This window comes from Mesorhizobium sp. L2C084A000 (assembly GCF_000502875.1).
In the GTDB taxonomy this organism is placed as follows: Bacteria; Pseudomonadota; Alphaproteobacteria; order Rhizobiales; family Rhizobiaceae; genus Mesorhizobium.
On record NZ_AYWX01000004.1, the window covers coordinates 340,728 to 365,130 of the forward strand.

Here is a 24,403-nt window from a genome sequence, read left to right on the forward strand (position 1 = left end):
TTGATTTACGCCAGCGTGGCGCAAGCGAAGCAGGCCCGTCCGGTCTGGCCCCGGTCTGACACGGCCGGGCTCGGCTTCCGCGCTGCGACGGAAGCGGATTTGCCGTTCCTGTCGCGGCTCTATGCCTCGACCCGCTTCGAAGAACTCGCAGTGACGTCGTGGAGCGAGGCGCAGAAGGCCGAATTCCTCGGCATGCAGTTCCAGGCCCAGCATGCGCATTACCGAAAACACTATCCCGAGGCCGACTGGCTGGTGGTGGAACGCGATAGCGAAGACATCGGCCGCCTCTATGTCGAGCGCTGGCCAAGCCAGCACCGCATCATCGACATTGCCTTCCTGCCGCATCATCGCCGCAAGGGCTACGGCACCGCACTGCTCTGTGACCTCATCGACGAGGCATGGTTAGCCGGCAAATCAGCATCGATCCATGTCGAGAAGCACAATCCGGCGAGACGGCTTTATGCCGCGCTGGGCTTCGCGGTCGTCGAGGACAAGGGCGTTTATGACCTGATGGACTGTGCGCCGGGGGCGGCGGGGCTGGTATGTGACGGCGAGCATCGCAAGCGGCGGCTCTCACCAGCTTCGTCATCCTAGGGCGGAGCAAGGAGCGGAGCGACGCGGCGCAGACCCTAGGATGACGAACGAAGAGGAGAGGCTTCAGCTAATTTCGAAGCGATCAGACCCTCCCTGCGTCAAGCCTCTAGTTGAACACCGCCTCGTACAGCCGCCCGGCCGCATCGGCGGCGACCGGCACGATGAAGATCTCGTGGCTGCCGCTTTCCCCCGTGAAAAGATAGGTCGCCTGCGGCAGCGCGATATCGCGCGGGCCTTTGAACAGCAGCGAGAAACCGCCACCCGGGCGCGGGCTGGCGGCGATGGGCTTGACCGCGCTCAGTTCGAGCGGGATCTGCCGGCCCCCGGCTTCGACGGTGAAGGTTTGTCCCTGCTCGAAATCCGACACCGACGCCATTCCGTTTCCCTCAATCTGTCCGCTGGAGCGGTTCAGCGTCCGGATCGCTGATCCGGCTTTTGTTTCTTCGCAATTGCCAAGGGAAAACCGCTCCACACTTTTCCTGGAATTTGCTCCAGCGGAGGCACTGTCGCCGCTTCGCCGCAAGCTGTCCAGAGGCGGGCAGGCCGGCGGTCGTGTTCCCCAAGACAATCGACCGCCGCATCCCAAAATACAGCACCGCCTGTCCTTTTATGCGCGCAAGAGACGCTGTAGTACTTTGTTCCTGCGCGGGATTCCTTTCGACCCAAGAGCAGCGCAAACAAGCATAGATCCCGGCTTCGGGACCATTGGCAGCCTGATGGGCGTGCGGGAGACGGATGATGGCGGATGCAAAGACGAACGTGACGGGCGATGCGTTGCCGCTGTTCTATTCGAGGCCCGAGGCGCTCAATCCGGCGCGGCACGGCTCGCTTGGCCTGACCGCGCGCAGCGACTTCGGCTTCGCCCGCTCCGCGCACGCCATTCCGGTGGTCGCGTCGGAAATGCCGGCGGCGATGCGATCCTACCCGATCGTCTTTATCGGCCCGGCCAAGTCGCCAGTGATCATCACCGGCGTCCGCCAGAACGAGAACCTGTTCGTCGATGCCGACGGCAAATGGACCGCGCCGCACTACATCCCCGCCTATGTCCGCCGCTATCCCTTCATCCTGGCCGAAGACCCGACATCGGCCGGCCGGCTGACGCTGTGCGTCGAACGGGCCAGCGACCGGGTCGTCGACCAGTTGCCGGCGCCGTCCCGCGATGACAAGATCCTGCCGTTCTTCACCGGCAACGAGCCGACCGAAGCGACCAAACAGGCGCTCGCCTTCTGCAACCAGTTCCAGATCGACTTCAGAGCCACCCGCGAGATGGTCGAAAAGATCGATGCACACAGCCTGTTTTCACCGCGCCAGAGCAAGGTGACGCTGGAAGGCGGCGAGGTGCTCAACCTCACCGATTTCCAGGTGATCGACGAGCCGGCCTTCAACAGATTGAGCGACGAGGCGTTTCTCGACCTGCGCAAATCAGGCGCGCTCGGCCTGCTCTATTGCCACCTCGCCTCGACCAACAGCTGGACCTCGCTGGTGCATCAGGCGTCGCTGCGGAAGGCGGATGGGGCGAAGAGCGCCTGAGGAAAACGGTGCGGTTTTCTCGGCGTAACCTTCCACTCGATGCGTCCGGGCGGACAGCCGGCTAGGCAGCAACCCTTCTGTCGTGCCGCCCTTCGCTGATCTCCTCGGCGAGCTTGTCGCAGAACGCCTCGAGATCGCCGGGGTTGCGGCTGGTGACAAGTCCCTGGTCGGTAACGACCTTGCTGTCCTCCCACAGACCGCCGGCGTTGATCACATCGGTCTTGATCGATTTGTAAGATGTGACCCGGCGACCCCTTACGATGCCGGTCTCGATGAGAAGCCAGGGCGCATGGCAGATCGCGCCGACGACCTTCTTGGCCGACCAGAACGATTCGATGAAGCCCAGGGCCTTTCGCTCGACACGCAGCAGATCGGGATTGATGACCCCGCCGGGCAGGACGATCGCGTCATAGGCGTCCGCTCGCGCCTCATCCAAAGTCTTGTCGACGGGAACTTCTCGGCCCCAGTCCTTGAGATCCCAGCCTCTGATCTTGCCGCTTGCGAGCGACACGACATCGACCTTGGCGCCCGCCTCGCGCAGCTTCTTCAGCGGCACCTCAAGTTCGGATTGCTCGAACCCGTTCGTCGCCAGGATAGCGACGTGCTTGCCGGAAATGTCCTGCATGGCTTTCTCCATCGTTGCGTTGATGGAGCGCTAACGAGGCGAGGCGGGAACCGTTCCTCGCTGTAATTTTATGTGACTCCTGGGGAATTCCGCCGAAACTCTTAGCCAGGCAAGCCCAAAAACGAAAAAGCCGCGGAGTTCCGCGGCTTTTCGATGCTTAGTCCCCTGGAGGAAACTGGAGCGGGTGAAGCGATTCGAACGCTCGACCCCAACCTTGGCAAGGTTGTGCTCTACCCCTGAGCTACACCCGCTCGCACGGCGTCTTGGCCGCAAGCCGGGCCTATATGGCTGAAGAGCGCGGCGATTGCAACAGGGAAATCGCAGGCTTTTTGTGACACGCCGCGCGGGGCCGGCAAGCCGCCGGCGGGCGCGTGAGTGGCGGGCGGCGGGGGGGCCAGCGCGAAGGGNCAGCGCGAAGGGCGGTGCCGCTCACCATGATGTCGCATGACGGTCTTGTGTCGGCTGCCCCATTGGCCGTAAACGGCTGGCTTGAGAAACGGAACGAAACCGATGCCGAAGACCGAAGCCGATTTGATGGCCTTTCTCGCCGAACTCGGGATTGCCGCCTCGACGAAGCGCCATCCGCCGCTCTACACGGTCGCGGATTCGCAGGCGTTGCGCGGCGAAATCGCCGGCGGGCACACGAAGAACCTGTTCCTGAAGGACAAGAAGGATAATTTCTTCCTGGTCACCGTCGGCGAGGACGCGGTCGTCGACCTGAAGCAGATCCACCAGGTGATCGGCGCCGCCAGCCGGGTCTCCTTCGGCAAGCCGGAGATGCTGATGGAGCTGCTCGGCGTCACACCGGGCGCCGTGACGGTCTTTGGCGTCATCAACGACACGGCAAACAGGGTCAAGCTCGTGCTCGACAAGGATTTGATGGAGCATGCGGTGATCAATGGGCATCCGCTGACCAATGAGGCGACGACATCGATCGCGGCGCGGGACCTGATCAGATTCGTCGAGGCAACCGGGCACGATGCTGCTATCTTGAAAGTCTCCGTGTGATCGCCACATGGATGGCTTGAGTCAGATGGTCTGAAGCATAGGCGCCTGGCCGCCGGCCGGCGGCGCCACGGAAGGGTAAAGAGATGAGCGACAACAATCCGTTCGGCGGCTCCTTTGGCGGTAATGGCGGCCAGTACACCACCTCGGTGCAGTATGGTGGAGCGGCGCCGGCGCCGGCGAAAGTCGCGCTTGGCGATGCGCCCGCCGCTCCCGCCGATGTGATCAAGGACACGACGACGGCTGCCTTTGCCGCCGATGTCATCCAGGAATCGCGCCGCCAGCCGGTGCTGGTCGATTTCTGGGCGCCCTGGTGCGGGCCTTGCAAGCAGCTGACGCCGCAGTTGGAGAAGGCGGTCAAGGCCGCCGGCGGCAGGGTCAAGCTGGTCAAGATGAACATCGACGACCATCCCTCGATCGCCGGCCAGCTCGGCATCCAGTCTATCCCGGCGGTCATCGCCTTCAAGGACGGCCAGCCGGTCGATGGCTTCATGGGCGCCATCCCGGAGAGCCAGATCAACGAATTCATCACCAAGGTCGGCGGCAAGGGCAACGGCGCGCCGCCGGTGGCGGAAGCCTTGGCAGCGGCGACCGAAGCGCGCGAGGCCGGCGACATGCAGACCGCGGCCGACATTTATGACGCCGTCCTGGCGCAGGCGCCGGAGACGATCGAGGCGATCGCCGGACTGGGCGAACTGTTGTTCGACGCCGGCGACACGGAAGGCGCCGAGGCGCTTTTGGCAACAGCCCCGGAGGCCAAGAAGGATGCGCCGCCACTGGCAGCCCTGCGCGCCAGGATGGCGGTTGCAGCGCAAGCGGCAGCTCTCGGCAATCCAGCCGAGTTCGAGCGCCGGCTGGCGGAAAATCCTGGGGATCACCAGGCGCGCTTCGATCTGGCCATGATCCAGAACGCCAACGGCGACCGCACCGCGGCCGCAGACAATCTGCTGGCCATCATCAAGGCCGACCGAAGCTGGAACGAGGATGGCGCCAGGACGCAATTGCTGCAGCTGTTCGAGGCATGGGGCATGACCGACGAGGCAACGCTTGCCGCGCGCCGCAAATTGTCGGCATTGCTGTTTTCCTGAGCCGTTTACCGGTTGTTTTGCCGCACGGGCTTGGCGTCGGCCATGACTGCGCCAGATTAGAACTGCGATGACGCGCTTCTGGTGAAGCGATCGGAGGAATATGGTGCAAGCGGGAAACGCGCATTACCGGCTCGCCAAGGATTTGCCGTCGACGATCCCGATCTTTCCGCTCGAGGGTGCGCTTTTGCTGCCGGGAGGCCGCATGCCGCTCAACATCTTCGAGCCGCGCTATCTGCAGATGGTGGACGAGGCGATTGCCGGCTCGCGGCTCATCGGCGTCATCCAGCCCAGTCTCGACGGCGCCTTGCGCGGCGATGGCGAGCCGGAGCTCTGCAATGTCGGTTGCGCCGGGCGCATCATCGCCTTTTCCGAGAGTGGCGACGGCCGCTACCTGATTTCGCTGCAGGGCGTGTGCCGGTTCCGCATCGCCCACGAATTGACGGTCAAGACGCCGTTTCGCCAGTGCAAGCCCGCGCCTTTCCTTGCCGATCTCGACGAGGATCAGGCGGACAACGAGATCGACCGGCCATCGCTGCTCAAGGCGTTTCGCGCCTATCTGCAGGCCAACGATTTGGAGGCCGACTGGGAAAGCGTCAGCCGCGCCGAAAATGCCATGCTGGTCAATGCGCTGTCGATGATGGCGCCCTACGGGCCGGCCGAGAAACAGGCGCTGCTCGAAGCAGCCGACCTGAAGACCCGGGCGGAGACGCTGATCGCCATCACCGAAATGGCGCTGGCGCGCGAGAATGAGGATTTTGGCTCGAGTTTGCAGTAAGAGGGCGCGATGGCGGACGGACGTGACGAGAGGAAGGTCGACCCCAAGCTGCTGGAGCTGCTGGCCTGCCCGCTGACCAAGGGGCCGCTGGCCTGGGATCCAGAGCGCGGCGAACTGATTTCCAGGGTCGCCAAGATTGCCTATCCGGTGCGTGACGGCATCCCGATCATGCTGCCCTCCGAGGCGCGGACGCTTTCGGTGGAGGACGTGCTCGCCCCGCCGCCGCCACGCTTGGGTGGGCCGGGCTGAGTTCTTGCACCACAGGCTGGCGAGGTGGGCGGGACAGCACCCCCCTCTGGCCTACCGGCCATCTCCCCCGCAAGGGGGGAGATTGGATGTAGTCTCGGCTTTCGCTAATCTCCACGGTTGCTGGAATGTGCGAAAGCGCCAAAGCTGCCAATCTCCCTCCTTGCGGGGGAGATGTCCGGCAGGACAGAGGGGGGTGCTGTCCCGCTGCCATCGAAGTTTTTGACACTACTGAAAATTCCGTCCCTTGGGCATGACCCTTTCCGCTTCTTCCGACAGCATTGCGAGATCCTGCCGGATCGGTGCGCTTTGTTTGGCGGGGCTGGAGCGATCCGAACGCTCCTTGGCGAGGTCTCCCGGAGGAACCGCCGGGATGGCCCCGCTGACCTTCTCCAGAAGCACGGTCAGCCAGGGCGTCAGATCCTCGATCCTCTCGGCGACGATGTGGACCACGCCCGATTCCGACTGCAATTTTCCGGTGACCTTGACGAAACGGGCACCCATGACGATGGGTCGGTAACGGTCGAAGGTTCTTTGCCAGAAGATGACGTTGGCCACCGCCTTGTCGTCTTCCAGCGTCAGGAAGATCGCGTTGCCCTTGCCGGGACGCTGCCGCACCAGCACGAGGCCGGCGACGGAGACGCGCCTGCCATCGCGCACGGAAGGCAGGTTCGCATTGGGGATGACGCCGGCGCGGTCGAGCCGCTCGCGCAGGAAGGCGACCGGATGCGCCTTCAGCGACAGGCCGAGCGCGCGGTAATCATGGATGACATGCTCGCCGAGCGGCATTTTCGGCAGCTTCGTCTCGGGCTCCAGCTCGCGCAGGCGAAGCGCCGGCTGGTCGAACAGCGGCAGCCTTTCGGCGGCGCTCTTGCCGTCGAGCGCGCGCACCGCCCACAAGGCTTCGCGACGATCAAAGCCGAGCGAGCGGAAGGCATCGGCCTGCGCCAGCCGCTCGATCTCGCCGACATCGAGGCCGGAGCGCAGCCAGACATCCCGGACGGATCCGTAGCCTGAGCCGCGCCGTTCGACGAAGGCCGCCATGCGCTCCTTCGACAGGCCCTTGATCTGGCGGAAGCCGAGCCGGACGGCATGCTTCGTCTCGATGACGCCGCGCATCTCGGCATGGCGCGGGAGGATACGGGTCGGATCGAAAGGCGCTTTCTCCAGCGTGCAGTCCCAGACCGAGAAATTGACGTCGATGTCGCGGATGTCGACGCCATGGTCGCTTGCGTCGCGCACGAGCTGGGCCGGCTGGTAAAACCCCATCGGCTGTGAATTCAGGATCGCGGCGCAGAACACGTCGGGATAGAAGGTCTTGAACCAGCAGGAGGCGTAGACGAGCAGGGCGAAGGAAGCGGCATGGCTTTCGGGAAAGCCATATTCGCCAAAGCCCTCGATCTGCTTGAAACAGCGCTCGGCGAAGTCCTTCGTGTAGCCTTTGTCGACCATGCCTTCGATCATGCGGCGACGATAATTGCCGATGGTGCCGGTGCGCTTGAAGGTGGCCATGGCACGGCGCAGTTCATCGGCCTCGCCCGGCTTGAAGCCGCCGGCAACGATGGCGATCTTCATCGCCTGTTCCTGGAACAGCGGCACACCAAGCGTCTTGCTGAGGATCGCCTCCAGCTCCGGCTTTTGATACTCGGCCTGCTCCTTGCCTTGCCGGCGGCGCAGATAGGGGTGGACCATGTCGCCCTGGATCGGGCCCGGCCGCACGATCGCCACCTCGATGACAAGGTCATAAAAGGTTTTCGGCTCAAGGCGCGGCAGCATCGACATCTGGGCGCGCGATTCGATCTGGAAGACGCCGAGCGTGTCGGCGCGGCAGATCATCTTGTAGACCTGCTTGTCCTCCGGCGGCAGGGTGGCCAGCACATAGGGCTGCCCATACGGGTCCCTCGCCTTTGGATAATGCTCAGTGAGCAAGGTGAAGGCGCGTTGCAGGCAGGTCAGCATGCCGAGCGCCAGCACGTCCACTTTCAGGATTTTCACTGCGTCGAGATCATCCTTGTCCCACTCCACCATCTTGCGCTGGTCCATCGCCGTCTTGACGATGGGCACGATCTCATCGAGCCGGTCCCTTGTGATGACGAAGCCGCCGACATGCTGCGACAAATGGCGGGGAAACCCCATGATCTCGTTGGCGCGTTCCATCACATGCCGAGACACCGGATCGGTGCGGTCGAGGCCGCCGGCGCGGGCTTCCTTCTCGCCGAGCTCCGAGGTCGACCAGCCCCAGATCGAGCCGGAAAGGGACGTCCTGATATCCTCGGACAGGCCCATTGCCTTCGACACTTCGCGCAGCGCCGACCGGCCGCGATAGCTGATGACGGCGGCGGCAAGTGCTGTGCGCTTGCCGCTGTATTTCGTATAGATGTATTGCATCACCTCTTCGCGTCGCTCATGCTCGAAGTCGACGTCGATATCCGGCGGCTCGTTCCTCTCCTCGGAAATGAAGCGCTCGAAGAGCGTATCGATCTTGTCGGGTCCGACTTCGGTGATGCCGATGCAGAAGCAGATGATCGAATTGGCGGCCGAACCACGTCCTTGGCAGAGAATGCCCTGGCCACGGGCGAATTTGATGATGTCGTAGACGGTCAGGAAATAGCGGGCGTAGTTGAGGCGCTCGATGAGAGTGAGCTCTTCTTGGATGCGCTTGATCACCGAATCCGGCACACCCGCCGGATAGCGGTTGGCCGCTCCCTCCCGAGCCAGCCGCTCCAGTTCAGCCTGTGGGCCAAGACCCGATTCCGTCGGCTCGTTCGGATAATTGTACTGAAGGTCGCTCAACGAAAAGGTCAATTCTTCCGCAAACCGCAAGGTCTCGGCCAATGCTTGCGGATGCCTGCGGAACAGGCGCGCCATCTCCATTGGCGGCTTCAGATGACGCTCGGCATTGGCGGTGAGTTGCAGCCCGACCTCGGCGACGGGCGTGTTGAGGCGGATCGCGGTCAGCACGTCCTGCAGCGGGCGCCGTTCGGCCGTGTGGTAGAGAACGTCGTTGGTCGCCATCAGCGGAATACCGACGCTCTCGGCAAGAGCCGCGGCCTGCTCGATGCGGAAACGGTCATTGCCGGCGTAGTCGGGCGAAACGCCAAGCCGCAGGTTCCTGCCGAAGCGGCCTTTGAGGCCTCGAAGCAGGGGAAGACTATCTTCCGCGCCCGCCGACAGACCGGGCAGGACTGCGAGTGACATCAGGTCACCCCATTCGAGGAGGTCGCCGCGCTGGAGAAGGGTGGCGCCTTTTTCGTTCTCGTCGCGCAGATTGGCTTGGGTGAGCATGCGGCACAGATGCCCCCAGCCCTTGCGGTCCTGGGGATAGGCAAGGATGTCCGGCGTGCCGTCGCCAAAAACCAGCCGGCAGCCGGGATGATAGGAGAGTTTTTCGACCTTGGCCTGCTGCCAGGCGCGCACCACGCCGGCCACCGTGTTGCGGTCGGCAAGCCCGATCGCCGAGAAGCCCAGGAGCTTGGCCGCGACCACCAGCTCCTCCGGCTTGGAGGCGCCGCGCAGGAAGGAGAAATTCGACTGGATGCCGAACTCGGCAAAGGGAATGACGGTCAGCGCGTTCATGCGAAGACACCATGCATGAACCAGCGCGGCGGCACCTGCGTGTTGCCGTAAAGACCTTGCCGGTAAAGCCAATAGCGGCGACCATCGGCGTCCTCGATACGGAAATAGTCGCGGGTTGACGTGATCGGATCGCTCGCTGCCTCGCGCCACCATTCGGCGGCGATGCGTTCCGGCCCTTCGGCGCGCGTGACCCGGTAGAGCGCGCGCCGCCAGCGGAAGTTCAGCGGTGGTCCTTCCGGCATTTCAGTGGCCGGCACATCGATGGGTTCGGGCGAGCGGAACAGCCGGATCGGCCGTTCCGGCGGAAAAATGGTTTTTGGTGCCTGCAGCCTGTCCGGCTTCTTCGGCGGCGTGGTCCGGCGCGGCGCTTCGGTGAAGGGGATCGTGGCGACGGCACGCTCCGGCAGATGGCTTTCGACCGCGACCGGCCGGAGAACCGCCCCCTCGCCGAGCCGGGCGCGGATGCGGTCGGCGAACAGCGCGATATCGGCACCGTCGTCGGTCGTTTCGCCAGTCAGATCGGCCTGCTGCATGCCGAAGGTGGCTGCCGCCAACACCGAGAGCCGCACCAGATCGAAACCATAGCCGGCATCGATATCCTGTTCGAGCGCGGCCAACCTTTCATGGAACAGTTTCTGGATCAGCATGGGTTCGCGCATCGGCCGCGAGGTGCCGAGGGCGATGCGGCTGACGGCGCCGTCGACGCGAAAGAGCAGCAGCGCCAGTGTCCTGGCACCCTCGCCGCGGCGCTCGAGATCGGTTTTCAAGGTCGCCGCCAGCATGCCCACCAGCCGTTCGATGTCCTCGGTCAGGGTGATGGGTTCGGCGAGGTGGCGTTCGACCGAAAGCGGCGCGACGGGAAGGCGCGGCGACACCGCTTCGTCGAGACGGCCAAGCGCCTGATCGAGGCGCAGGAGCAGCAAGGCGCCAAAGCGGCGGGCGAGCGGCGCGCGCGGTGCCGCCATGACGGCGCCCGCCGTGCGCAGGCCGACGCTTTCCAGGCTGGTGCGGGTCGCCGGCTCAATGCGCAGCGCGGCCAGCGGCAGGGGNGCCAGCAGCGCTTCCTCCTCGCCTGGCACAATGATGCGGTCGCCGCAAAACCGTGCCGCCGCCCAGGCCGCGCCCGGCGTCGCGGCAAGCCCGGCACGGACATCGAAACCCTGATGGAAGAAGCGCGACAGGATGTCGTCCAGCATGGCACGTTCGCCGCCGAACAGATGGGTGCAGCCGGTGACGTCGAGAAACAGGCCGTCCGCGCCATCCAGCGCCACCAGCGGGGTGTAGCGGTCGCACCAGTCGGCAAGGCCTTCGAGCAGACGGCGGTCGGCTTCCGGATCGGCCTCGACGATGTCGATCGACGGATGCATGGCGCGCGCATCGGCGATGCCCATGTCGCGCTTCAGGTGCAGCGCCTCAGCCCGCTCGTCGAGGGCCGAGATGCGCTGTGCGTTGCGGTCGCGATGGCTGATCACGAGCGGCGGGTGAGATGGGTGATCCGACGGCCGGGAACGCCAGGACCGCCCCAGACGCTGGCGCAGGACCCTTTCCGCCGCCAGATAGGGAAACCACAGGGACAGGATTCTTTGGCCGGTTTCTTCCCCCACCTGCTCCTTCGTCGCCCGCTCTTTCGTCGCCCGCTCTTTCGTCGAATGCGCATTCATCGGGATTCCACTCCAGTGTGAATTGTCCAGGCAGGGCCGTGCGGCTCTTGCCGATGGTGAGGGTGAAGGCCGGGCGGCCGATCGAGCCGGCCAGCGGCCCGGCGATGGTGTCGCGCGGCACCGCCGGTGCCGACGTGACGATGAGGCGGACGGGTGCCGCCGTCGGTTCGGGCTCGGCCGCCTGCCGCAGCAGGAACACCGGGCGGCCGGCCGCTTGCGCCCTTGCATGCAGCCGGCGTGTCGCGGTCAGGTCAAGCCGCTGCGGATTGCCGCGAATTTCGAGGATGACCGCGGCGAGCGCCGTCATCCGGGCCGCCTCCTCGGCGACCCACAGCGCATCGACAAGTCTCGGTGCCTCGGAAAACAGCAATTGCTCCGGCTCAATCCCGAACGAGGCGTGAAGCCCCCTGGCATAGGGAAAGCCGGCCTCGCGAAAGATCTCCGATGTGCCGATCCACAGCACCGGCAGCCCCGGCGTTTGCTTGAGGATCAGGCTTGTGAGCGACAAAGCGAAGCCGGCGACGGCCCCGGCATCGCGGGTTTGCGTACCATGGATTTCGCTCAGGGCGGCCTTCGGCAGGCCGCCGCTCAGGGCGGCGTCGAGGCGCTCGACCCCAATAGGCAGGAACGCATCCGGCAACGCCGCGGCAATGCCGCGCCGGACGATTGTGAGATCGGTGTTGACGTCGGCATCAAAGGGCGCGGCGGCCGGCGCAGCCAAGCGCTCGGGCAGCGTTCCCTCGATTTTCGCGATCTGGCGGCGCAGGGCAAACACAGTCTCCCGCGCCACGGCGGTCATCGCCATGACGGTCAGCTTCCACTCACATTGTTCCTGTTATGTTCCCTATAGATTCCAGAGCGCATCTCAAGAGTCAAGCAGACACATGGGGAATTTATTCCTCTCCGCGCGGATGGCGCAGGCGCATCGGCCCGTGTCATTTGCCGATTACGGTGCGAAAGCCTATATGCCGGGATCAAAGGACAAAGCATGGCCCGCATCTACAAGACCCGCACCTGGCACGACGAACTCTCGCCCTCGATGGACGAAATGGAGTTCCTGGCGCTGGAGGCGTACGCCCATCTGCCGGAGGATTTTCGCAAGCTGACCGGCGAGATCGTCATCCAGATCGCCGAGTTCCCGACCGACGAGATCATGGACGATCTGTCGTTGGAGACGCCGTTCGACCTGCTCGGGCTGTTTGAGGGACGCGGCATCGCCGAGCGCTGGAACCCGCAGACCGGCGAAGGCCCGAACCGGATCACGCTCTACCGCCGCGCCATCCTCGACTACTGGTCCGAGAACGAAGAGACGCTGGGCGACATCGTCACCCACGTGCTGATCCACGAGATCGGCCACCATTTCGGCCTGTCGGACGATGATATGGAGAAGATCGAAGAGGCGGCGGAATAGCTGGTTCCTGCGTCGCGTGAAATGTCCATTCCTATCCAGTCGGTCCAGAACCCAGCGGCGGCAAGGGTTTCTGGGATCCCGCTTCAGATAGGTTGGTCATTCGGCTGATGAAAAGATGCAGCGCCTTGCGCACGGCGAGCGATGGCGGCTCGGACGGATGCCACTCCGGAAAATGACCATCAACCACCATTCGTGCCAACCCATAGACAAAGGCACGAGCGGCAAGAACCAGATGATCGAAATCCGCGTTCGCAGCCAGTTGACCCTGGTGTTGCGCTTGGGTCAGCAGGTCGATCATCTTCCGGCGAATGGCCTCATTCTGACCGCGAAGACTGTCCGACGCGTCGAAATCAATCAGGGTTCGGGAACTGATGATCTGGAAATGCGTGGGATTGGCGATCGCCCATTCCAGATAGCCTTGTCCGATTGCTTCGAAGGCCACGATGGGATCCGCGCTGTCGACTGCTGAAAGTGCATTGGCAACGGCCTCTGTCAGCCGGTTCATGGCCTGTTCGGCGACCGCGGTCAGCAGCGCTGTTTTCGACTGAAAATGCCGGAAGGGGGCGCCGGGGGAAACGCCGGCCCGCTTTGCGGCTTCGCGCACGCTTACATTGTCGGGGCCGCCTTCCTCGACAAGTTGAATTGCAGCATCGATCAACGTGTCCCGCAAATGGCCATGGTGGTAGCCGGTGCGGTGAGGCGTCTTGGCGTTTGCCATCTCTTCTCCTTCGTTTTCGTTCCGGAGGCCTGCTTCACGCATCTGTAGCACGATCCGCGATTTATGTAATCACTGTTTACAATGCAGGCAAGAGCATGTAAGCAGTGATTACAGATGGGATCGGAACAGGCCTGCGGTCTTCGCGGCTCCCGTTTTCCCGGATGAGGAAACGAAGATGCTTGCCAGAACCGCCGAACCCCGCCGTCCGCAATCGCTCATTTCGCTGAGGAGTTCAGTCGAAGAACCTCAGCGCAAGGAAAATTCCACTATCCAGTCGAGCACTCCGCTCTATCGGCTTGCCGCCGTCGCCGGGGTGGGAAGCGCGCTCATTCTTCTGGTCAACGCAGCCAAACGCAGCGCGCTCATCGCGACCACCGATCTGACGCAACTTCTCGCACCGGTCGCCGAGATATTGGCGCTTGGTCTTGTCGTCGGCCTGTTTCTTGCGTTTGGCCGGCGCGCGGGCCTGTTCGGCACCATCGCGTTTGTCATCAACTTCGTTGCACTGGCAAGTTTGGTCGGTGTGGAAGTGGTGATCAATCTCGTATTTTCGAAACTTCCGCTGACAACCATCATCGATCTGCGCGCTGGCCCTCTCGGGCTGGCTCTGGTCGCCAGTTCGGTTCTTTTTCTGCTTGGGACGCTGGCGTTTGTAATCTCTCTTGTCGTTGCAAGAGGCGTGCCGCGCATTCCGCTCGCCCTCTATTTCATTGGCGCGGCGCCTATCGCGCTCCGTGCGTTCGTGCCGGAGTGGGCTCTTGACCTGGGCCTGGTGACGCTTGCGGCAGCCATCGCCTGGCTGGCCGGCTGGCTGTGGATGCGAGCGGAGCCTACCAGTCGCTGAGCTTCGTATCGGGTCCGTATTCCTGGCCGTCTATATCCTTGACCACGGCCTGGCCGCAACGCATCGCTTTGGCCTTCTTGTCGTAGGCATAAGTCGGCGAGCCGAACAGGTGCCAGCCCTTGTTCAGCGCCGCCGTCACCTTGTGGCAGAAGCTGGCATCGTCCGGAGCGGACAGAAAGCGGTAGAGTTTCATTGTTCAATTCCTGTCGTGAGTAGCTATAGCTCGCCCGCATCCATCGAGCATTTATGACCCGATGGCGGCTGCCTTCGCCAGCAGTTTTTCGGCCTGCGCCAAGTGCAGCCGCTCGACCATCCTGCCGTTCAGCGCGATCACGCCCTTGCCGGCATTTTCCGGCAGCGCGAAGGCTTCCTTCACCGAGCGCGCCTCGGCCACCGCTTCCATGGACGGCGCAAAGGCTCGGTTCGCGGCTTCGATCTGGGCCGGGTGGATAAGGCTCTTGCCGTCGAACCCCATGGCTGCGGCTTCCGCGCATTCATGTGTGAAAGCGTCGAGGTCACGAAAATCGTTGGAGACGCCGTCGAGCATGTCGATGCCGCCGGCGCGCGCGGCCAGCACCATCTGCATCAGCCATGGCACGAGGTAGCGTCGATCAGGCGTTGCCAGAATGCCGGTCTCCTTGACCAGATCATTCGTTCCGGCAACGAAACAATTGAGCCGAGAGGCCGGATCACGGCTAAGCTCGGCGATGGCGCCGATGTTGAGAAGCGCCTTGGGCGTCTCGATCATCGCCCATAGTTTCACGCTGTCGGGAGCAAAATTGTCGTCGAGCACATCGCCGGCCTCGAGCAGGTCGCGCGGCGTGTCGACCTTGGGTAGAAGGATGCCGTCGGGTTCGCAGCTTGCGGCAGCCAGCAGGTCGTCGGCGCCCCATTCGCTTGATATCGCATTGATGCGGACGATCATCTCGCAGCGTCTGCCAATATGGCTGGCAACGGGATGGCCGGCGAAAATGCTGGCCAGTTTTTCGCGGGCAGTGATCTTGTCGGCCGGAGCGACGGCGTCTTCCAGGTCGATGATGACTGCGTCGCAGGCAAGCTGCGCGATCTTGGCCAAGGCCTTGTCGTTGGAGGCCGGGATGTAGAGCACGGAGCGGCGCGGGCGATAGGTTTCCATGGGTGATCTATGCCGCCTGCGGGCGGTCGAGGCAAGCGCCCGACTTGTACCTGAGGCGAGCCAATCGCGAAAGCTGGTGCTGCCCCTCACCGTCCTGCCGGACATCCCCGTAAACGGGGCGAGAGTAGCTGGCCGCAACGCCGGCGCCTTTCTTGCGACGCTGGAGATTGGCGAAACCGGAGATAAGAGCATCCCTCGCCCCGTTTACGGGGAGAGGATGCCGGCAGGCAGGCGAGGGGCAGCGCCCACGTTAGAAAGATGGCGAATTCAACCTCAATTGCCTGCACGAAAACTGCACAGGCTTGCGGAAAACCTCCTCGGATCCGCCCTGCCGTCTCCCCGCCGCCCTGCGAGACAGGCACCATGCAAAAGAGAGCAAAACCCCGTCTGCCTCACCGGCTGCGCAGCGAAGGCTGGTGCTAGCCGATCCGCTGCGAGCGTGTCCTGTCGCAACCCTCATTCCCTTTGTCCGCAGAACCCCGCCGGCAATCCGGCCGGACGCCATCAGGAAGGCCAGGTCATGATATCCTTCTTCACCGCCGCGCCGAGCTATTGCAGCCGCTTCGGTGTCGCCATCCTGCTGGCAGCACTTGCGGATTCTCTCTTTTATGGCCAACCCGCCGGCATCACGGTTTTCCTGTTTGCCACCCTGATTGCCGCCGCGGTGGTCGCCGTGCATCCCGCGGCCTTCAGCGACGGCAGGGTCTGGCTCAAGCCCGCCGCCTTGCTTGTCGCGCTGCTGCCGCTGGCTGAAAACGTCAGCACCCTGTCGGTTTCGATCGCGCTGGCGGCGCTGACCGTCTTTGCGCTTTCGCTGAGCNGGCTGAAAACGTCAGCACCCTGTCGGTTTCGATCGCGCTGGCGGCGCTGACCGTCTTTGCGCTTTCGCTGAGCGGGCGGCTGCGGCACAGCATCGCCCGCATTGCCGGCCAGATCGCGCTGTTCGGGCTGGCGGCGCCGTTCCGCTTCGCCAATGATTTCATCCGCTGGCGCAAGACGGCGCGCCGGTTCGGCCGACGGCGCATCCGGCTGGCGGCGATCGCCGTCTGGGTGATGCCGCTGACGCTGGGCGCGGTCTTCCTGGCGCTGTTCGGCGCCGCCAACCCGGTGATCGACTACTGGCTGTCGCTGATCGACCTCGTGAGGCTGCTCGATCTTATCCAGCTGGCGCGGATTGCCTTCTGGCTGTTCGTGCTAGCTGCTGTCTGGGCTTTTCTGCGGCCGCGCCTGCCGCGCCTGGTTCGTCGCATCCCGCACGCGGCGCCGGCCGTCAGCGCTCAAGCCGACAAAACCGTCACCACCATCGAAGACATCCTGTTCGGCAAGGCCGCCATCCTGCGCGCCCTGATCATCTTCAACGTCCTGTTTGCGCTGCAGACGGCGCTCGACGCCACCTATCTGTGGGGCGGGGCGGCCCTTCCGGACGGGCTGAGCTACGCGGCCTACGCGCATCGTGGCGCCTATCCCTTGATCGTCACTGCGCTGCTTGCCGCCGGCTTCGTGCTGGCGGCGCTGCGGCCAGGCAGCGAGACATCGGCCGATCCGCTCATCCGCCGCCTGGTCTATGCCTGGGTGGCGCAGAACATCATGCTGGTCATTTCGTCGATCCTGCGGCTCGACCTCTATGTCGGCATCTATGCATTGACCTACTGGCGCGTCGCCGCCTTCGTCTGGATGGGGCTGGTCGCATCGGGGCTTGCCCTGATCATCGCCCGCATCGCACTGGGAAAATCCAACGAATGGCTGCTGTCCGCCAATCTTCTGACGTTATCTCTGGCGCTTTATGCCGGCTGTTTCATCAATTTTGCAGCGACGATCGCCAACTACAATGTCGACCATTCCCTCGAAATGACCGGCCAGGGCATTCCCCTAGACGCCTGGTATCTTCACTCGCTCGGTCCGGGCGCGTTTCCCGCACTCGATCGGTTCCTCGAGCAGCAGGGCAAGACGGCGGCCGCCGGCACGAACCGCGAACTGGCTGGCGTGCGCGGCAGTGATGAAATCTGGTATCGAACTATCCAGCAGAACTGGCGGGCCTGGAGCTTTCGCGACTGGCGGCTGCTTCGATATCTCGACACCAAGGGGCCGTTCGTGATTCCCTCCGCTATCGAACCTTCCATGCCGGGCCGCTGATCCATGCCGCATCACATCCTCGTCGCCGACGATGACCCGCACATCCGCGAAGTGATCTGCTTTGCGCTGGAAAAGGCCGGCATGAAAACGACAGGGGTGGCCGACGGTGCCGCCGCCCTGCAAGCGATCGGACGCCGGGCGCCGGATCTTGTCGTGCTCGACATCGGCATGCCGGAGATGGACGGGCTGGAGGTCTGCCGGCGACTGCGGCACACATCCGATGTGCCGGTGCTGTTCCTGTCCGCGCGCGACGAGGAGATCGACCGCATCCTCGGGCTCGAAATGGGCGGCGACGACTATGTAACGAAACCATTCAGCCCGCGCGAGCTGGTCGCCCGCGTCAACGTCATCCTGCGGCGCGCCCGCCCGGCGGCGCCCGAACCGGTCGACAACAGGCAGTTTTCGCATGGCAAACTGGCTCTGGCGCCGGCCAGTCACGCTGCCAGCTTCGACGGCAAGGCGCTATCGTTGACAGGAATAGAGTTCTCGATCCTGAAGGGGTTCCTGGCGCGGCCGGCGCATGTGCTCGACCGAGACGCGGTGATGGCCAGTGCCTATGCCGGCAACATCCATGTCGCCGGCCGCACCGTCGACAGCCATATCCGCAACATCCGCGCCAAGCTGGCAGCAGTGGGTTGCCTGGATGTTATCGAGACGGTGCATGGCGTCGGCTTCCGGCTCGGCCGATGCGGCTGACGACTTCCGGCAAATGGGTCGGCCGCAAATGGCGGCCACGGCTTGCCACGGTCGTCGTCGCCATCCTGATCATGGTGATGGCCCTGCCATTGGTCGGCTTGTTCTTCTTCCGTCTCTACGAGAACCAGCTGATCCGCCAGACCGAAGCGGAGCTGATCGCGCAAGGGGCGGCCATCGCCGCCATCTATGCGCAGGATGTGCGTGACGCCGGTATTGCGGCGGACAAGCTCGGCGCGCCGATGCCGAGGCCAAGCGGAGCTTCAAGCCGAAGCGACAATCCGGACCCGCTCTACAGGCCAATCGAGCCGCAACTCGATCTTGCCTCGGATTATGTGCTGCCGACCCGGCCGGCGGCGATGCCTGCGATCGTCGATCCCACCTTTGCCGCGATCGGTACCCGTCTGTCCGGTATTCTCGACGCCACGCAGAAAACCACGCTGGCCGGCTTCCGGCTGCTCGATCCCCGGGGCGTCGTCATCGCCGGTCGTGGCGAGGTCGGCCAGTCGCTCGGTGCGGCCGAGGAGGTGCGCGCAGCGCTTGCCGGTCACTATGCCAGCGCGCTCAGGCTGCGCATTCCCGACCAGCCGGCGCCACCGCTCTATTCGGTCAGCCGCGGCACCAAGGTGCGGGTCTTCGTCGCTTTGCCGGTCGCCGTCGACGGCAAGGTCGCCGGCGTCGTCTATGTGTCGCGGACGCCCAACAACATCATCAAACATCTCTATGGCGAACGCGGCAAGGTGACGTTGGCGGCGATTGCCATTCTCGGCGGCACGCTGCTCATCGGTCTCATCTTCCTGCGCACCGTCAGCCGGCCGATCTATGCGCTGATCGACCGCACCGAGCGCATCGCCGCCGGCGACCGCACGGCGATCCGGCCGCTCGACCATCACGGCACGCGAGAGATGGCGGAGCTGTCCGCAGCCTTCCTCGACATGGCCGAAAAGCTTCAGGCGCGGTCGGACAGCATCCAGACTTTCGCCACCCATGTCTCGCACGAGCTCAAATCGCCGCTGACAGCGATCCAGGGCGCGGCCGAACTGCTGCGCGATTCCGGTGGCGCTATGGACGATACGGAGCGGCGGCGCTTTTCCGACAATATCGTCACCGACGCCGGGCGGCTCAATCTGCTGGTTCGCCGTCTGCTCGACCTAGCGCGTGCCGAAAACCTGGCGCCGAGCGGCGAAAGCACATCGATCGGTGCGGCGCTGGCGCTGCTGCCCGTCGACAACAGGCTGGCGGTTTGCGTCGGAGCCGGCGGCGACATCAGATTGCGCATATCGGCCGAGAACGCGGCTATCGTGCTGGCCAATCTCATCGACAATTCCGCCAGGCACGGCGCGACGGCGGTTTCTGTCTCGGCTACGAGCGCCGGCAAGGCGAGCATCCTGGTCAGCGACGACGGCGCCGGCATTTCGCCCAGCAACCGGGCGCGCATTTTCGAGCCGTTCTTCACCACGCGGCGCGAGCAGGGCGGCACCGGCATGGGGCTTGGCATCGTGCTGGCCCTCCTGAAAGCGCATGATGGTATGATCGCGCTGGTTGACAGCGAACGCGGCACGCGCTTCGAGATCATTGTGCCGGTGGCGTGACGGACACCATCGGCCGGATCGGAGAAAAAATGCGCTACGACATCGTCATCATCGGTGGAGCCATCGTCGGCTCCTCGGTCGCCTATTACCTGCGTGAGCAAGGATTTTCCGGCACGATCGCGCTGGTCGAGCGCGACCCGCAATTCGCGCATGCGGCAACGACGCTGTCCATGGCCTCGATCCGCCAGCAATTCTCGATCCCGGAAAACATCCGCCTGACGCAGTTCACGCTGAAACTGTTCCGGCGGCTGAAGGAAGAGTTCGGGGATGACGCCGATATCGGCTTTCGCGAGGGCGGCTACCTCATCCTTGCAGGCGAGGACGGCTTGCCGATCCTCAAGAGCAATCACGAGGCGCAGATCGCGGAGGGCGCCGACATCATGCTCGAGGATGCCGACCAGCTTACCCGCCGGTTCCCGTGGCTGTCGACCGAGGGCATTTCAGCCGGCGCCTATGGCCGCACCGGCGAAGGCTGGTTCGACGCGCATGCGATGCTGACGCTGTTCCGCAAGGCGCTGCGGCAGAAGAAAGTCGATTTCATCACCGCCGATGTCACCGCCATCGCGCGCGATGGCAATCGCGTCACCGGGGTGAGCCTCGGCAATGGCGAGACGCTGAAGGCCGGCATCGTCGTCAACGCCGCCGGCCCGAACGCCGGCAAGGTGGCTGCCATGGCCGGGCTTGAACTGCCGGTCGAGCCGCGCAAGCGCAATGTCTTCGTCTTCGAGGCGCGCGAGAAATATGCCGACATGCCGCTGCTGGTCGATCCCTCCGGCATCTATGTCCGTCCGGAAGGCTCGGTCTACCTCACCGGCGGCGCCGAACCGGAGGAAGGCGACCGCGCACCCGATCCCGGTGACTTCGAGGTAAACTGGCCGCTGTTCGAAGAGGTGATCTGGCCGGTGCTGGCGACCCGCATTCCCGCCTTCGAGGCAATCAAGCCGACCCGCGCCTGGGCCGGCCACTACGACTACAACACGCTCGACCAGAACGCGGTGATCGGTCCGCATCCCGAAGTCGGCAATTTCATCTTCGCCAACGGATTCTCCGGCCACGGCCTGCAGCAGGCGCCGGCGGTCGGCAAGGCGCTGGCCGAACTGATCGTGCATGGTGGCTACCGCACGGTGGACTGCTCGGCGTTTGGGTATGAGCGGGTGGCGGAGGGAAGGGCGTTCCGGGAATTGAATGTGATTTGAGCGATCAGCGCAGACCGCCGTTCTGTCGAGTTCCCCCCTCTGGCCTGCCGGCCATCTCCCCCGCAAGAAGGGAGATCGGCAGCTTCAGCGCCTTGCTCTTTCCTGCGACGCAGGAATTGGCGAAAGCGGTTGAGCGCTCAATCTCCCCCCTTGCGGGGGAGATGTCCGGCAGGACAGAGGGGGGCGCTGTCCCGCTAGCCGTTGCAAGTCAGGTGACCGCACGTCAGCCCTTGCGGTCGAACCAGAAGGCATCCGCCATGCGCTTCATGCCGATACGTTCGTAGAAGCCGACGGCGTCGGGCATGGAGATCAGGCTGATGGCGACCGATGGTCCAAGCTGCCGCCGCGCCTCGTCCATCAGGCCCTTGCCTATGCCGAGCCCCTGCGCCGATCGGGAAACGGCGAGTTCGGAGATGTAGCAGACCCAGGAGAAGTCGGTGATCGCCCTGATAACGCCGATCAGCGGCTTGCCCTCGACGTCGAGGCGCGCGGTCAGCACCAGGTTGGCGCCCGACAGCATCGCCCGCAGCCGTGCTTCATCATCGACCGGTCGTGTCTCGCCGAGGCCGGATTCGACCAGCACGCGCCGGAATTCGGCGATGTCGAGCGCGGCTTCGCTGTTATAGAGGACGTGTGCGTTTTCTGCCATGGCCGTCAGACTGCACCATCGGGCTGGCTTGTGCCACCATGCACGAACAGTTGCCTTTTATTTGCCGCCGGCTTTGTGTAAACCGGCGTCAGCAAATTCCCCCGCAACGAAAACACGGGCAAAAGCCATGGAAAAGTTCACCAAGCTCACCGGCGTCGCCGCTCCGATGCCGATCGTCAATGTCGACACCGACATGATCATCCCGAAGGATTACCTCAAGACGATCAAGCGCACCGGGCTCGGCACCGGCCTGTTCGCCGAAATGCGCTACAAGGACGATGGCTCGGAAAACCCGGATTTCGTGCTCAACAAGCCGGCCTACCGCAAGGCGCAGATCCTGGTCGCCGGCGATAATTTCGGCTGCGGTTCCAGCCGCGAGCACGCACCATGGGCGCTGCTCGACTTCGGCATTCGCTGCGTCATCTCGACCTCGTTCGCCGACATTTTCTACAACAACTGCTTCAAGAACGGCATCCTGCCGATCACCGTCAGCCCCGAGGATCTCGAGAAGCTGATGGACGACGCCTCGCGCGGCTCCAATGCCACCGTGTCGGTCGACCTCGAAGCCAAGGAAATCCGTGGTCCCGACGGCGGTGTCGTGACCTTCGACCTCGACGACTTCAAGCGGCACTGCCTGCTCAACGGGCTCGACGACATCGGCCTGACCATGGAGAAGGCCGGCGCCATCGCCTCGTTCGAGAAGCGAAACGCCGAACAGCGCCCCTGGGCCTGAGCGGTACACACTCCAGGCGGAGGCCCGGCCGCTTTTCAGGCCTTCGTTGCGCCGGGTTCGTTGCGACTGAGTGGAGGGACAGTCATGACACGTTTGCTTCTTGCCGGCGTTTGCGGGCTGGCCTTGTTGCTGGGGCAAACCGTGAGCGCGTTTGCGCAGACACAGGCACCCGCCACCCAGCCGGCCCCGGCGACGGACCAGCCGTCCGCCGATCAGGGGACGAACGCCGCCGACGCTGCCGATGACGACAAGCAGGCGCCCGTCCCTTTCGAAGGCGGCACGCTGACCATCACCCAGAAGGAACAGTATGGCGAGAAGGTGCTTGCCTATGACGGCCAGCAGCTGGCCACGAACTATGACGTCTTCTTTGACAGAATCGTGGAAGTCGGCGGCGTCAAGGTGGCGCTGTTCGATGTCGGCGACGGCGGCAACCAATGCGGGCCGGCGACGGTGATCGTCTGGAAACCGGAAGGTGGCACGATCCAGAGCACAATGGTCGAGCAGGACCAGTGCGGCGCCCCGCCCTCGGCGGTGTCCGACAATGCCATCTATTTCGTGCCGTATCTGTTGCCGGGGGATGAGAAACCGGCTTTGCAATGGTCGCCGACCGATGGGCTGACGATTTCGGGCAACCTGACCTACATGCCGGAACCCGGCACGGACTGGAAAGACATCGATCCGGAAAAGTACCAGAACATCATCGACGCCTTCCACAACGAGGCTGTCTACAAGGAAGCCGAAAAGCTGCTGGGCAAGGACATGCCCGATATGGCGACCAGCCTGCTGGTCGGCGGCGGCACGGAAAAGACCGCTTCGGGCGCCTTCTACGCCAGCGGCTGCGTGCCGCATGACTGCGGCGGCAATGACGGCTTCATGGCGGTCGACCCGGCCCAGCACAGGCTCTATTTTGCGCGCCGCGGCGACAATGGCAAGCCGCAGGCGTGGCCTGATGTGGCGACATGGCCGGCCGATGTGAAGGCGGCGTTGGACAAGGCGCTGGGGTCTGCGAACTAGGCATTTCGGCGGTGAACCAAAAGCTGTTTCGCCGCGATCCTTCACACCCCCCTCTGCCCTGCCGGGCATCTCCCCCGCAAGGGGGAGATCGGCAGCTTGGCCGCTCTGCCTATCTCTGCACCGTTTGTAACTGGCGAAAGCATTCGAGACATCCGATCTCCCTCCTTGCGGGGGAGATGGCCGGCAGGCCAGAGGGGGGTGCTGTCCCGCCGACATAAAAATGCCTTTGCAGCGCCAGTCGCTCTGCGTTGACCCATGGTCAGATCTGCCCTTTCCCTGCAAAATGGCCCACCACAACTCACGAGAACCCCATGCGACAACTGATCTCCACCGGTTCGCCCTTCGAAAAGACCGCCGGCTATTCGCGCGCGGTGGTGCAGGGCGATTGGTGTTTCGTGTCGGGAACGACCGGCTACGATTATGCGACGATGACGATGCCCGATACGGTCGAGGCACAGACGCGCAATTGCCTGGCGACGATCGGCAAGGCGCTTCGTGACGGCGGCTTCGAGATGACCGATGTGGTGCGGGCGCATTACTACATCACCGACCAGGCCTTCGTGGACATCGTCTTCCCGATCCTCGGCGAGACGTTCGGCGACATCAGGCCGGCGGCGACGATGATCGTCTGCCAGCTCAACAGACCGGAAATGAAGATCGAGATCGAAGTGACGGCGCTGCGGCGCACGGCATGAAAGGCAGGCCGATGAAAGTCCGGCGTATCGTTGCCAACATCGAGACATCTAATATCGCGGCGGCGAAGCGCTTCTATCAGGACGTGCTCGGCCTCGACGTGCTGATGGACCTTGGCTGGATCGCGACCTACGGTTCCGATCAAGAGATGCAGGTGCAGGTCAGCTTCATGGCGCAAGGCGGCTCCGGTACGCCGGTGCCGGATCTGTCGATCGAGGTCGACGATGTCGATGCGGCGCTCGACGCCATGAAGGCCGCCGGCTTCGCCATCGAATACGGACCGGCCGACGAGCCCTGGAGCGTGCGGCGCTTCTATGTGCGCGATCCGTTCGGCCGGCTGGTCAACATTCTCTCGCACAGGTGATGGTTTAGCTCGGGTTCCTCGCCCCCACGTGAGTGGGGGAGAGCGACTATCTGGGGTGTCAAGTTGCAATTACGAACTCGTTGCGCGCGTCTTCATTACTGGTGGCGGCAGCGGCATCGGCGAAAGCC

The 24,403-nt window shown here is 63.9% G+C and carries 25 protein-coding genes and 1 tRNA gene; 16 read left to right on the forward strand and 10 right to left on the reverse strand.

Translation table 11 applies throughout. The features are described from left to right. Positions 1-594 (forward strand): GNAT family N-acetyltransferase, encoded by a 594-nt coding sequence (locus tag X735_RS153390; protein ID WP_023810882.1) that lies wholly within the window; start codon positions 1-3, stop codon positions 592-594. A 106-nt stretch (positions 595-700) separates the two neighbouring features. Here the strand turns inward: X735_RS153390 and X735_RS153385 are convergent, their stop codons facing one another. Then, positions 701-1,066 carry a hypothetical protein gene (locus X735_RS153385; RefSeq protein WP_245273203.1) on the reverse strand — a complete coding sequence of 122 codons (366 nt, stop codon included), beginning with the start codon at positions 1,064-1,066 and terminating at the stop codon, positions 701-703. Positions 1,067-1,329: 263 nt separating this feature from the next. Here X735_RS153385 and X735_RS153380 point away from each other — a divergent pair, with 263 nt between their 5' ends. Further along, positions 1,330-2,124: a SapC family protein gene (locus X735_RS153380; protein ID WP_245273204.1), complete on the forward strand. Its 795-nt coding sequence runs from the start codon at positions 1,330-1,332 to the stop codon at positions 2,122-2,124. Positions 2,125-2,185: 61 nt separating this feature from the next. Here the strand turns inward: X735_RS153380 and X735_RS153375 are convergent, their stop codons facing one another. Both X735_RS153375 and X735_RS153370 read right to left on the reverse strand, forming a co-directional pair. Next, entirely contained in the window at positions 2,186-2,749 is a 564-nt protein-coding gene (locus X735_RS153375; RefSeq protein ID WP_023810885.1) for a type 1 glutamine amidotransferase domain-containing protein, read from the reverse strand. Positions 2,750-2,925: 176 nt separating this feature from the next. Beyond that, positions 2,926-3,000 (reverse strand) — tRNA-Gly (locus tag X735_RS153370). A 259-nt stretch (positions 3,001-3,259) separates the two neighbouring features. Between X735_RS153370 and X735_RS153365 the strand changes: the two genes are divergently transcribed. The 4 genes from X735_RS153365 to X735_RS153350 all read left to right on the forward strand — a co-directional run bounded on the left by X735_RS153365 (position 3,260) and on the right by X735_RS153350 (position 5,866). Next, a complete protein-coding gene (locus tag X735_RS153365; RefSeq protein WP_023810886.1) occupies positions 3,260-3,757 on the forward strand; it encodes a prolyl-tRNA synthetase associated domain-containing protein in 498 nt (165 codons plus the stop codon). Between the two features lie 83 nt (positions 3,758-3,840). Then, entirely contained in the window at positions 3,841-4,842 is a 1,002-nt protein-coding gene (gene trxA, locus X735_RS153360; protein WP_023810887.1) for a thioredoxin, read from the forward strand. 103 nt (positions 4,843-4,945) lie between these two features. Further along, the gene (locus X735_RS153355; RefSeq protein WP_023810888.1) at positions 4,946-5,617 is read left to right on the forward strand and encodes an LON peptidase substrate-binding domain-containing protein; all 672 of its coding nucleotides are present in this window, start codon (positions 4,946-4,948) and stop codon (positions 5,615-5,617) included. 9 nt (positions 5,618-5,626) lie between these two features. Beyond that, complete coding sequence (locus X735_RS153350) at positions 5,627-5,866, forward strand: Trm112 family protein (protein WP_023810889.1); 240 nt, start codon at positions 5,627-5,629, stop codon at positions 5,864-5,866. Between the two features lie 225 nt (positions 5,867-6,091). Here X735_RS153350 and X735_RS153345 read toward each other — a convergent pair whose 3' ends face one another. From X735_RS153345 to X735_RS153335, 3 genes are all read right to left on the reverse strand, one after another. Next, positions 6,092-9,439 (reverse strand): error-prone DNA polymerase, encoded by a 3,348-nt coding sequence (locus tag X735_RS153345; protein ID WP_023810890.1) that lies wholly within the window; start codon positions 9,437-9,439, stop codon positions 6,092-6,094. Continuing rightward, positions 9,436-10,911 carry a DUF6504 family protein gene (locus tag X735_RS153340; RefSeq protein WP_023810891.1) on the reverse strand — a complete coding sequence of 492 codons (1,476 nt, stop codon included), beginning with the start codon at positions 10,909-10,911 and terminating at the stop codon, positions 9,436-9,438. The genes X735_RS153345 and X735_RS153340 overlap by 4 nt, the downstream gene beginning before the upstream one ends. Then, positions 10,853-11,905, reverse strand: a complete 1,053-nt coding sequence (locus X735_RS153335; protein ID WP_023810892.1) for a hypothetical protein — start codon at positions 11,903-11,905, stop codon at positions 10,853-10,855. The genes X735_RS153340 and X735_RS153335 overlap by 59 nt, the downstream gene beginning before the upstream one ends. 183 nt (positions 11,906-12,088) lie before the next feature. On the opposite strand from X735_RS153335, the gene X735_RS153330 reads away from it, so the two are divergent. After that, positions 12,089-12,511 carry a metallopeptidase family protein gene (locus X735_RS153330; RefSeq protein ID WP_023763026.1) on the forward strand — a complete coding sequence of 141 codons (423 nt, stop codon included), beginning with the start codon at positions 12,089-12,091 and terminating at the stop codon, positions 12,509-12,511. 31 nt (positions 12,512-12,542) lie between these two features. On the opposite strand, the gene X735_RS153325 is transcribed toward X735_RS153330, so the two are convergent. Next, positions 12,543-13,229 carry a TetR/AcrR family transcriptional regulator gene (locus X735_RS153325; protein WP_023810893.1) on the reverse strand — a complete coding sequence of 229 codons (687 nt, stop codon included), beginning with the start codon at positions 13,227-13,229 and terminating at the stop codon, positions 12,543-12,545. Positions 13,230-13,404: 175 nt separating this feature from the next. Here X735_RS153325 and X735_RS153320 point away from each other — a divergent pair, with 175 nt between their 5' ends. Further along, a complete protein-coding gene (locus tag X735_RS153320; protein ID WP_023810894.1) occupies positions 13,405-14,073 on the forward strand; it encodes a hypothetical protein in 669 nt (222 codons plus the stop codon). Here X735_RS153320 and X735_RS153315 read toward each other — a convergent pair. After that, positions 14,060-14,266, reverse strand: a complete 207-nt coding sequence (locus tag X735_RS153315) for a DUF1737 domain-containing protein (RefSeq protein WP_013528780.1) — start codon at positions 14,264-14,266, stop codon at positions 14,060-14,062. The two genes, X735_RS153320 and X735_RS153315, sit on opposite strands and share 14 nt — an antisense overlap. 51 nt (positions 14,267-14,317) lie before the next feature. Next, the gene (locus X735_RS153310) at positions 14,318-15,208 is read right to left on the reverse strand and encodes a CoA ester lyase (RefSeq protein ID WP_023810895.1); all 891 of its coding nucleotides are present in this window, start codon (positions 15,206-15,208) and stop codon (positions 14,318-14,320) included. 867 nt (positions 15,209-16,075) lie between these two features. Here X735_RS153310 and X735_RS01000000165785 point away from each other — a divergent pair. From X735_RS01000000165785 to X735_RS153295, 4 genes are read left to right on the forward strand one after another with little or no spacing between them, the layout of a single operon-like run. Then, positions 16,076-17,341, forward strand: a complete 1,266-nt coding sequence (locus tag X735_RS01000000165785; RefSeq protein WP_348625581.1) for a DUF4173 domain-containing protein — start codon at positions 16,076-16,078, stop codon at positions 17,339-17,341. Between the two features lie 3 nt (positions 17,342-17,344). Continuing rightward, positions 17,345-18,037, forward strand: coding sequence for a response regulator transcription factor (locus X735_RS153305; protein ID WP_023810896.1), 693 nt, complete (start codon positions 17,345-17,347; stop codon positions 18,035-18,037). After that, positions 18,028-19,626 (forward strand): ATP-binding protein, encoded by a 1,599-nt coding sequence (locus X735_RS153300; RefSeq protein ID WP_023810897.1) that lies wholly within the window; start codon positions 18,028-18,030, stop codon positions 19,624-19,626. Before X735_RS153305 ends, X735_RS153300 begins: the two co-directional genes overlap by 10 nt. 29 nt (positions 19,627-19,655) lie before the next feature. Next, positions 19,656-20,822, forward strand: coding sequence for an FAD-binding oxidoreductase (locus X735_RS153295; protein ID WP_023810898.1), 1,167 nt, complete (start codon positions 19,656-19,658; stop codon positions 20,820-20,822). A gap of 223 nt (positions 20,823-21,045) precedes the next feature. Here the strand turns inward: X735_RS153295 and X735_RS153290 are convergent, their stop codons facing one another. Continuing rightward, positions 21,046-21,471, reverse strand: coding sequence for a GNAT family N-acetyltransferase (locus X735_RS153290; RefSeq protein WP_023810899.1), 426 nt, complete (start codon positions 21,469-21,471; stop codon positions 21,046-21,048). Between the two features lie 127 nt (positions 21,472-21,598). On the opposite strand from X735_RS153290, the gene leuD reads away from it, so the two are divergent. The 4 genes from leuD to X735_RS153270 all read left to right on the forward strand — a co-directional run bounded on the left by leuD (position 21,599) and on the right by X735_RS153270 (position 24,275). Then, positions 21,599-22,204 carry a 3-isopropylmalate dehydratase small subunit gene (gene leuD / locus X735_RS153285; RefSeq protein ID WP_023810900.1) on the forward strand — a complete coding sequence of 202 codons (606 nt, stop codon included), beginning with the start codon at positions 21,599-21,601 and terminating at the stop codon, positions 22,202-22,204. 84 nt (positions 22,205-22,288) lie between these two features. Further along, the gene (locus tag X735_RS153280) at positions 22,289-23,218 is read left to right on the forward strand and encodes a hypothetical protein (protein ID WP_023810901.1); all 930 of its coding nucleotides are present in this window, start codon (positions 22,289-22,291) and stop codon (positions 23,216-23,218) included. Positions 23,219-23,529: 311 nt separating this feature from the next. Continuing rightward, on the forward strand, positions 23,530-23,913 hold the full coding sequence (locus X735_RS153275; protein WP_023810902.1) for a RidA family protein: 384 nt from the start codon (positions 23,530-23,532) through the stop codon (positions 23,911-23,913). Between the two features lie 11 nt (positions 23,914-23,924). Further along, positions 23,925-24,275: a VOC family protein gene (locus tag X735_RS153270; protein WP_023810903.1), complete on the forward strand. Its 351-nt coding sequence runs from the start codon at positions 23,925-23,927 to the stop codon at positions 24,273-24,275. Positions 24,276-24,403 lie beyond the last annotated feature (128 nt).

Excerpts from the sequence above, each read along its gene's own strand:
- X735_RS153365 (WP_023810886.1), top strand. The coding sequence starts at position 3,260 with ATGCCGAAGACCGAAGCCGATTTGATGGCCTTTCTCGCCGAACTCGGG.
- leuD (WP_023810900.1), top strand. The coding sequence starts at position 21,599 with ATGGAAAAGTTCACCAAGCTCACCGGCGTCGCCGCTCCGATGCCGATC.
- X735_RS153345 (WP_023810890.1), bottom strand. The coding sequence starts at position 9,439 with ATGAACGCGCTGACCGTCATTCCCTTTGCCGAGTTCGGCATCCAGTCG.
- X735_RS153305 (WP_023810896.1), top strand. The coding sequence starts at position 17,345 with ATGCCGCATCACATCCTCGTCGCCGACGATGACCCGCACATCCGCGAA.
- X735_RS153275 (WP_023810902.1), top strand. The coding sequence starts at position 23,530 with ATGCGACAACTGATCTCCACCGGTTCGCCCTTCGAAAAGACCGCCGGC.
- X735_RS153330 (WP_023763026.1), top strand. The coding sequence starts at position 12,089 with ATGGCCCGCATCTACAAGACCCGCACCTGGCACGACGAACTCTCGCCC.
- X735_RS153310 (WP_023810895.1), bottom strand. The coding sequence starts at position 15,208 with ATGGAAACCTATCGCCCGCGCCGCTCCGTGCTCTACATCCCGGCCTCC.
- X735_RS153380 (WP_245273204.1), top strand. The coding sequence starts at position 1,330 with ATGATGGCGGATGCAAAGACGAACGTGACGGGCGATGCGTTGCCGCTG.
- X735_RS153335 (WP_023810892.1), bottom strand. The coding sequence starts at position 11,905 with ATGGCGATGACCGCCGTGGCGCGGGAGACTGTGTTTGCCCTGCGCCGC.
- X735_RS153300 (WP_023810897.1), top strand. The coding sequence starts at position 18,028 with ATGCGGCTGACGACTTCCGGCAAATGGGTCGGCCGCAAATGGCGGCCA.
- X735_RS153290 (WP_023810899.1), bottom strand. The coding sequence starts at position 21,471 with ATGGCAGAAAACGCACACGTCCTCTATAACAGCGAAGCCGCGCTCGAC.
- X735_RS153270 (WP_023810903.1), top strand. The coding sequence starts at position 23,925 with ATGAAAGTCCGGCGTATCGTTGCCAACATCGAGACATCTAATATCGCG.
- X735_RS153280 (WP_023810901.1), top strand. The coding sequence starts at position 22,289 with ATGACACGTTTGCTTCTTGCCGGCGTTTGCGGGCTGGCCTTGTTGCTG.
- X735_RS153295 (WP_023810898.1), top strand. The coding sequence starts at position 19,656 with ATGCGCTACGACATCGTCATCATCGGTGGAGCCATCGTCGGCTCCTCG.
- X735_RS153315 (WP_013528780.1), bottom strand. The coding sequence starts at position 14,266 with ATGAAACTCTACCGCTTTCTGTCCGCTCCGGACGATGCCAGCTTCTGC.
- trxA (WP_023810887.1), top strand. The coding sequence starts at position 3,841 with ATGAGCGACAACAATCCGTTCGGCGGCTCCTTTGGCGGTAATGGCGGC.
- X735_RS153320 (WP_023810894.1), top strand. The coding sequence starts at position 13,405 with ATGCTTGCCAGAACCGCCGAACCCCGCCGTCCGCAATCGCTCATTTCG.
- X735_RS153325 (WP_023810893.1), bottom strand. The coding sequence starts at position 13,229 with ATGGCAAACGCCAAGACGCCTCACCGCACCGGCTACCACCATGGCCAT.
- X735_RS153350 (WP_023810889.1), top strand. The coding sequence starts at position 5,627 with ATGGCGGACGGACGTGACGAGAGGAAGGTCGACCCCAAGCTGCTGGAG.
- X735_RS153375 (WP_023810885.1), bottom strand. The coding sequence starts at position 2,749 with ATGCAGGACATTTCCGGCAAGCACGTCGCTATCCTGGCGACGAACGGG.